Genomic DNA, 6,000 nt, shown 5'->3' with positions numbered 1-6,000 from the left:
GGGTGATTAGCTCAGTTGGTAGAGCATCTCCTTTACACGGAGGGGGTCGGCGGTTCGAGCCCGTCATCACCCACCACTCGGGTCGTTAGCTCAGTTGGTAGAGCAGTTGACTTTTAATCAATTGGTCGCAGGTTCGAATCCTGCACGACCCACCAATGTAAAAAAGCGCCCTAAAGGCGCTTTTTTGCTATCTGCGATCTGGATGATTCGAACCTGCAGCAGGTTCGAGCCGAACGTAGTGAGGCACCGGAGCCGTTTACGGCGACGGCCCGAAGGGCGAGCGAAGCGAGTCATCCTGCACGACCCACCAGTGTAGAAAGGCGCCCTAAAGGCGCCTTTTTGCTATCTGCCGTACAACAAATGCTCCTCCCATCTATTCCCGGTGACTTTTCACTCCAGATTCGCTATCTTGTTTAGTATATAAAACACAATTGCCCTGCGTTTTGCTTTGTCAGGCAAAAGAAAGGCAATATTGTTAAGCCAGTAAAACGAGAAGCCATAATGAGCGTGATGTTCGATCCTGAAGCCGCAATCTATCCGTTTCCGCCAAAGCCTGTGCCATTAAGCCAGGATGAAAAACAATTCTACCGCGAGAAGATCAAACGGCTTCTCAAAGAGCGCGATGCGGTGATGGTTGCCCATTACTACACCGATCCGGAAATCCAGCAGCTGGCGGAAGAGACCGGGGGCTGTATTTCTGATTCACTGGAGATGGCCCGCTTCGGTGCAAAACATCCCGCTTCCACGCTGCTGGTTGCAGGCGTGCGCTTTATGGGCGAAACGGCAAAGATCCTCAGCCCGGAAAAAACCATTCTGATGCCGACGCTCAATGCGGAGTGTTCGCTCGATCTCGGCTGCCCGATTGACGAATTCAACGCCTTCTGCGACGCCCATCCTGACCGGACCGTGGTCGTTTACGCCAACACCTCTGCGGCGGTAAAAGCGCGCGCAGACTGGGTGGTTACGTCGAGCATCGCCGTTGAGCTGATTGAGCATCTGGACAGCCTGGGTGAGAAAATTATCTGGGCCCCGGACCGCCATCTTGGCAATTACGTTCAGAAGCAGACCGGCGCTGACGTTCTCTGCTGGCAGGGCGCCTGCATTGTGCACGACGAATTCAAGACCCAGGCGCTGTCCCGTATGAAGGCGCTTTATCCTGACGCGGCCATTCTTGTGCACCCTGAATCACCGCAGTCGATTGTCGATATGGCCGATGCGGTTGGCTCAACCAGCCAGCTTATCAACGCGGCCAGGATGCTGCCGCACAAGCAGCTCATCGTCGCGACCGATCGCGGTATCTTCTATAAGATGCAGCAGGCCGTACCGGAGAAAGAGCTGCTGGAAGCACCAACGGCAGGTGAGGGCGCGACGTGCCGCAGCTGCGCGCATTGCCCGTGGATGGCGATGAACGGCCTGAAGGCCATTGCCGAAGGGCTCGAGACAGGTGGTGCAGCGCATGAAATTCATGTGGACGCCGCTCTGCGTGAAGGTGCGTTAATTCCGCTTAACCGCATGCTGGATTTTGCGGCTACACTACGTACTTAATTCAAAAACGCCCTGGGGAAAAGATGGATTTTTTTAGCACGCAAAACATTCTGGTTCATATACCGATTGGTGCAGGTGGCTATGACCTGTCATGGATTGAAGCCGTAGGCACGCTGGCGGGGTTGCTGTGTATCTGGCTGGCAAGCCTGGAGAAGATCAGCAACTACGCGTTCGGGCTGATTAACGTCACGCTGTTTGCGATTATCTTCTTCCAGATCCAGCTGTACGCCAGCCTGCTTTTACAGCTGTTTTTCTTCGCTGCCAATATTTACGGCTGGTACGCCTGGTCCCGGCAGAACAGCCAGCAGGAGGCGGAGCTACAGATCCGCTGGCTGCCCTTACCGAAAGCCATCGCCTGGTTTGTCGCCTGCGTCGTCGCCATTGGTTTGATGACCGTCTACATCAACCCGGTGTTTGCGTTCCTGACCCGCGTTGCCGTTTCGGTTATGTCCGCGATTGGCCTCAACGTGACGATGCCGGAGCTTCAGCCGGATGCCTTCCCGTTCTGGGATTCATGCATGATGGTGCTGTCGATCGCGGCGATGGTCCTGATGACCCGTAAATACGTTGAGAACTGGCTGCTGTGGGTCATCATCAACGTCATCAGCGTGGTGATTTTTGCCCTTCAGGGCGTCTATGCCATGTCGCTGGAGTATCTGCTGCTGACCTTCATTGCCCTGAACGGCAGCCGGATGTGGATCAAGAGCGCGCGTGAGCGTGGCTCACACGCGCTTTCGAGCTAGTGGTGATGATGTGAATGGTCGGGCTGCTCCTCGTTAAGGTGGCAGTCCGGCCCGCTACAGGGCTGATACTCCATCTGGATGGTGGCGTGACCTATCTCATAGTGATGTTCAAGAAAGTGCTGGATACGTTCAAGCAGCGCGTCGTGGTCGTGGGGCGGGATGACCTGGACGTGCAGCGTCATGACCGGCTTCTCGCCTACCAGCCAGACGTGCACGTGATGAACGTTACGCACTTCCGGGACAGTACGGCGCAGGTTTCGTTTCAGCTCGTCAATGTCCACTGATGCCGGCGCCCCTTCCAGCAGTTCATTGACGCTCTCCTTCAGCAGCCGCCAGGCGCTGCGCAAGACCAGACACGATACCAGCACGGAGAGAATGGGGTCGACAGGCGTCCAGCCGGTATAGAGGATCACCAGCGCGGCGACAATCGCCCCGACTGAGCCGAGCAAATCCCCCAGCACATGCAGAGCCGCAGCGCGAACGTTGAGGTTCTTTTCCCCGCTGCCGCGATGCAAAATCCAGAACGCCAGAATATTTGCCAGCAGCCCCGCCACGGCAATCACCATCATTGTCGTCCCGGCGATGGGCTGCGGGTGCCTGAAACGCTGTACGGCCTCCCAGACGATAAGAACAGTAATAACCACCAGCGCGATGGCGTTAACAAACGCGGCAAGGGTGGTCAGCCTCAGCCAGCCGAAGGTGTGGCGCGCATTGGGTGGACGACGCGCGAACTGCACGGCCAGCAGGGCGAAGAGCAGCGCGGCGGCATCGGTCAGCATGTGTCCTGCATCAGCCAGAAGCGCCAGAGAGCCGGAAACCAGGCCGCCAATGACCTCGATAACCATAAACGTGGCCGTAACGCCAAAGGCCAGCATAAGTCGTTTTGCATTGTCGTTGCCGGGAGAAGATGGGTGTGAGTGGGTGTGCGCCATGTCTGCTTTCCTGATTCGTTATTATTTTAGTGTAGCGTTTTTAACAGGTTACTCCAAAAAGAAAGGAGAGCCTGGGCTCTCCTTTCGCATTTGAAGCATCAAGAATTACTGGGTTGTGCCATCAGTTTTGGTATTGGCGTCGTTACCCACTTTGTCGTTCGGATCGGGACATTTGCCGTCCTTGCACATCGAGTTCTTATGAACCTCATCCGAGCTCATGTTGTCATGATTCATGGTGTCGGAAGCACTACCGTTCGGATGCAGCATAGTGCCGCCGGTATTGGTATTGCCGGTATTGATTTGGCTGTTATCGACATTATTCGGGGCGATATTCTGTTTCGCATCAGGCGCAACCTGGCCTGCCGCTGCTGCCGCATTGGCATCACCGTTGCTGTCTGAAGCCCCCGTTTCTGCGGCCAGGACGCTGCCGCTGGCAAGGGTGAGTGTGGCAGTCAGGAAGAGGGTAGTCAGTTTTGTCATTTTCATGATGGTGCTCCTGTTCTTGTCGTTACGCTGGATAACATTCTCCAACAGTGCATCTTTTTAGAGGCGAAAGATTCCGCCTTACGGACTTACGTCAGTAGGGAATCGCGTTTAAGCGTTTAAAAATGGTTGTTACAGTTAAAAAGCTTAGGTTAGATCTCATTTTTCGCTATTTTGTGGCGATTTTTAGGCAAATTCCAGGAATTATCTGCGTGAAGTGTAAAACCGTGTTTACACTTCCTGGTCGACAAGATAGATTGAAAGGATTGCTTTCATTACTAAAGATATGGCAGAGCTGGAAAGAAGATGAATTATCAGAACGACGATTTACGCATCAAAGAGATCAATGAGTTATTACCTCCTGTAGCACTCCTTGAGAAATTCCCCGCCACTGAAAATGCCGCAAATACGGTTTCTCATGCTCGTAAAGCGATCCACAAGATCCTGAAAGGTAATGACGATCGTCTTCTGGTGGTGATTGGCCCGTGCTCCATTCACGATCCTGCCGCTGCGAAAGAGTATGCGGCGCGTCTGCTCACCCTGCGTGAAGAGTTAAAGGATGAGCTGGAAATCGTCATGCGCGTCTATTTTGAAAAACCACGCACGACCGTGGGCTGGAAAGGGCTGATTAACGATCCGCACATGGATAACAGCTTCCAGATCAACGACGGCCTGCGCATTGCGCGCAAGCTGTTGCTGGAGATCAACGACAGCGGCCTGCCTGCTGCCGGCGAGTTCCTGGATATGATTACGCCACAATACCTGGCAGACCTGATGAGCTGGGGCGCCATTGGTGCCCGTACCACTGAATCTCAGGTTCACCGCGAGCTGGCTTCCGGTCTCTCATGTCCGGTGGGCTTCAAAAACGGTACTGATGGCACCATCAAAGTGGCTATCGATGCCATCAACGCCGCGGGTGCGCCGCACTGCTTCCTGTCCGTGACCAAATGGGGTCACTCCGCCATCGTCAACACCAGCGGTAACGGTGATTGCCACATCATTCTGCGTGGCGGTAAAGAGCCAAACTACAGTGCAAAACACGTGGCAGAGGTGAAGGCCGGGCTGGAAAAAGCCGGGCTGCCACCGCAGGTGATGATCGACTTCAGCCACGCCAACTCCAGCAAGCAGTTCAAAAAGCAGATGGAAGTGGGGGCGGACGTCTGTCAGCAGATCGCTAACGGTGAGAAGGCGGTAATTGGGGTGATGATCGAAAGCCATCTGGTTGAAGGTAACCAGAACCTGGAAGGCAGCGAGCCGCTGGTGTATGGCAAAAGCGTCACCGATGCCTGCATTGGCTGGGACGATACCGATGCCATCCTGCGTCAGCTGGCGAATGCGGTAAAAGCGCGCCGCGGCTGAGTCCTCACGCACAAATAAAAAAGCGCGGAAGGGTCCGCGCTTTTTTTATGTCCGGCGAAAATTACTTCGCTTTACCCTGGTTCGCGACAGCCGCTGCTTTCGCTGCGATCTCGTCCGCGTTACCCAGGTAGTAATGTTTGATTGGCTTAAAGTTTTCGTCGAACTCATATACCAGCGGTACGCCAGTTGGGATGTTCAGTTCGAGGATCTCGTCTTCGCCCATGTTGTCCAGGTATTTCACCAGCGCGCGCAGAGAGTTACCGTGAGCAGCGATGATCACGCGCTCACCGCTTTTCAGGCGTGGCAGAATGGTTTCGTTCCAGTAAGGCACAACGCGGTCGATGGTCAGCGCCAGGCTCTCGGTAGTTGGCAGCTCAGCATCGGTCAGTTTCGCGTAGCGCGGGTCGTGGCCCGGATAGCGCTCGTCATCTTTGGTCAGCTCTGGTGGGGTGACCGCGAAGCCGCGACGCCACTGTTTAACCTGCTCGTCGCCGTATTTCTCAGCGGTTTCCGCTTTGTTCAGACCCTGCAGCGCACCGTAGTGACGCTCGTTCAGTTTCCAGGATTTCTCAACCGGCAGCCAGGCCTGATCCAGTTCGTCCAGCACGTTCCACAGGGTGTGGATGGCACGTTTCAGCACAGAGGTGTAAGCAAAATCAAAGCTGAAGCCTTCTTCCTTCAGCAGTTTACCTGCTGCTTTTGCTTCGCTTACGCCTTTCTCGGACAGATCAACGTCGTACCAACCGGTAAAGCGGTTTTCGTTGTTCCACTGGCTTTCGCCGTGACGCACCAGGACCAGCTTAGTAATAGCCATCTCTTACTCCTCAAGCATTTTTAGAATGATAACAATTCTCATTATATTGCTGTGGCCGTGCCAGCAGCAACGCTTAACCCTAACCATAGCGAAAATAGTCTCTGAGTGTAAGATGCTTGTGAAT

6 protein-coding genes, 2 tRNA genes and 1 other RNA gene are annotated in these 6,000 nt (G+C 54.5%); 6 read left to right on the top strand and 3 right to left on the bottom strand.

Features of this window, described 5'->3' with window-relative positions:
- The 5 genes from IM271_RS05695 to pnuC all read left to right on the top strand — a co-directional run bounded on the left by IM271_RS05695 (window position 1) and on the right by pnuC (window position 2,288).
- Window positions 1–76 (top strand) — tRNA-Val (locus IM271_RS05695).
- 3 nt (window positions 77–79) lie between these two features.
- A tRNA-Lys gene (locus IM271_RS05690) sits at window positions 80–155 on the top strand.
- A gap of 26 nt (window positions 156–181) precedes the next feature.
- A non-coding RNA gene (locus IM271_RS05685) (RtT sRNA) lies at window positions 182–310 on the top strand.
- Between the two features lie 191 nt (window positions 311–501).
- Window positions 502–1,545 carry a quinolinate synthase NadA gene (nadA, locus tag IM271_RS05680; RefSeq protein ID WP_193052299.1) on the top strand — a complete coding sequence of 348 codons (1,044 nt, stop codon included), beginning with the start codon at window positions 502–504 and terminating at the stop codon, window positions 1,543–1,545.
- Between the two features lie 23 nt (window positions 1,546–1,568).
- Window positions 1,569–2,288, top strand: coding sequence for a nicotinamide riboside transporter PnuC (pnuC, locus tag IM271_RS05675; protein WP_028012391.1), 720 nt, complete (start codon window positions 1,569–1,571; stop codon window positions 2,286–2,288).
- Here the strand turns inward: pnuC and zitB are convergent.
- On the bottom strand, window positions 2,285–3,220 hold the full coding sequence (zitB, locus tag IM271_RS05670) for a CDF family zinc transporter ZitB (protein ID WP_193052298.1): 936 nt from the start codon (window positions 3,218–3,220) through the stop codon (window positions 2,285–2,287). The two genes, pnuC and zitB, sit on opposite strands and share 4 nt — an antisense overlap.
- A 105-nt stretch (window positions 3,221–3,325) precedes the next feature.
- On the bottom strand, window positions 3,326–3,706 hold the full coding sequence (locus IM271_RS05665) for a protein YbgS (RefSeq protein WP_045259933.1): 381 nt from the start codon (window positions 3,704–3,706) through the stop codon (window positions 3,326–3,328).
- 303 nt (window positions 3,707–4,009) lie between these two features.
- On the opposite strand from IM271_RS05665, the gene aroG reads away from it, so the two are divergent.
- Window positions 4,010–5,062 (top strand): 3-deoxy-7-phosphoheptulonate synthase AroG, encoded by a 1,053-nt coding sequence (gene aroG / locus IM271_RS05660; protein ID WP_028012394.1) that lies wholly within the window; start codon window positions 4,010–4,012, stop codon window positions 5,060–5,062.
- Window positions 5,063–5,123: 61 nt separating this feature from the next.
- On the opposite strand, the gene gpmA is transcribed toward aroG, so the two are convergent.
- Window positions 5,124–5,876: a 2,3-diphosphoglycerate-dependent phosphoglycerate mutase gene (gene gpmA / locus IM271_RS05655; protein WP_008501111.1), complete on the bottom strand. Its 753-nt coding sequence runs from the start codon at window positions 5,874–5,876 to the stop codon at window positions 5,124–5,126.
- Between the last annotated feature and the right edge of the window lie 124 nt (window positions 5,877–6,000).

The organism is Enterobacter cloacae complex sp. I3 (assembly GCF_014896175.1).
Taxonomy (GTDB): Bacteria; Pseudomonadota; Gammaproteobacteria; order Enterobacterales; family Enterobacteriaceae; genus Enterobacter; species Enterobacter bugandensis.
The sequence above is the reverse complement of the archived record's forward strand: the minus strand, read 5'-3'. Positions and strand labels throughout refer to the sequence as shown.

Coding starts and splice junctions, on each gene's coding strand:
- gpmA (WP_008501111.1), bottom strand. CDS start 5,876: ATGGCTATTACTAAGCTGGTCCTGGTGCGTCACGGCGAAAGCCAGTGG.
- aroG (WP_028012394.1), top strand. CDS start 4,010: ATGAATTATCAGAACGACGATTTACGCATCAAAGAGATCAATGAGTTA.
- pnuC (WP_028012391.1), top strand. CDS start 1,569: ATGGATTTTTTTAGCACGCAAAACATTCTGGTTCATATACCGATTGGT.
- IM271_RS05665 (WP_045259933.1), bottom strand. CDS start 3,706: ATGAAAATGACAAAACTGACTACCCTCTTCCTGACTGCCACACTCACC.
- nadA (WP_193052299.1), top strand. CDS start 502: ATGAGCGTGATGTTCGATCCTGAAGCCGCAATCTATCCGTTTCCGCCA.
- zitB (WP_193052298.1), bottom strand. CDS start 3,220: ATGGCGCACACCCACTCACACCCATCTTCTCCCGGCAACGACAATGCA.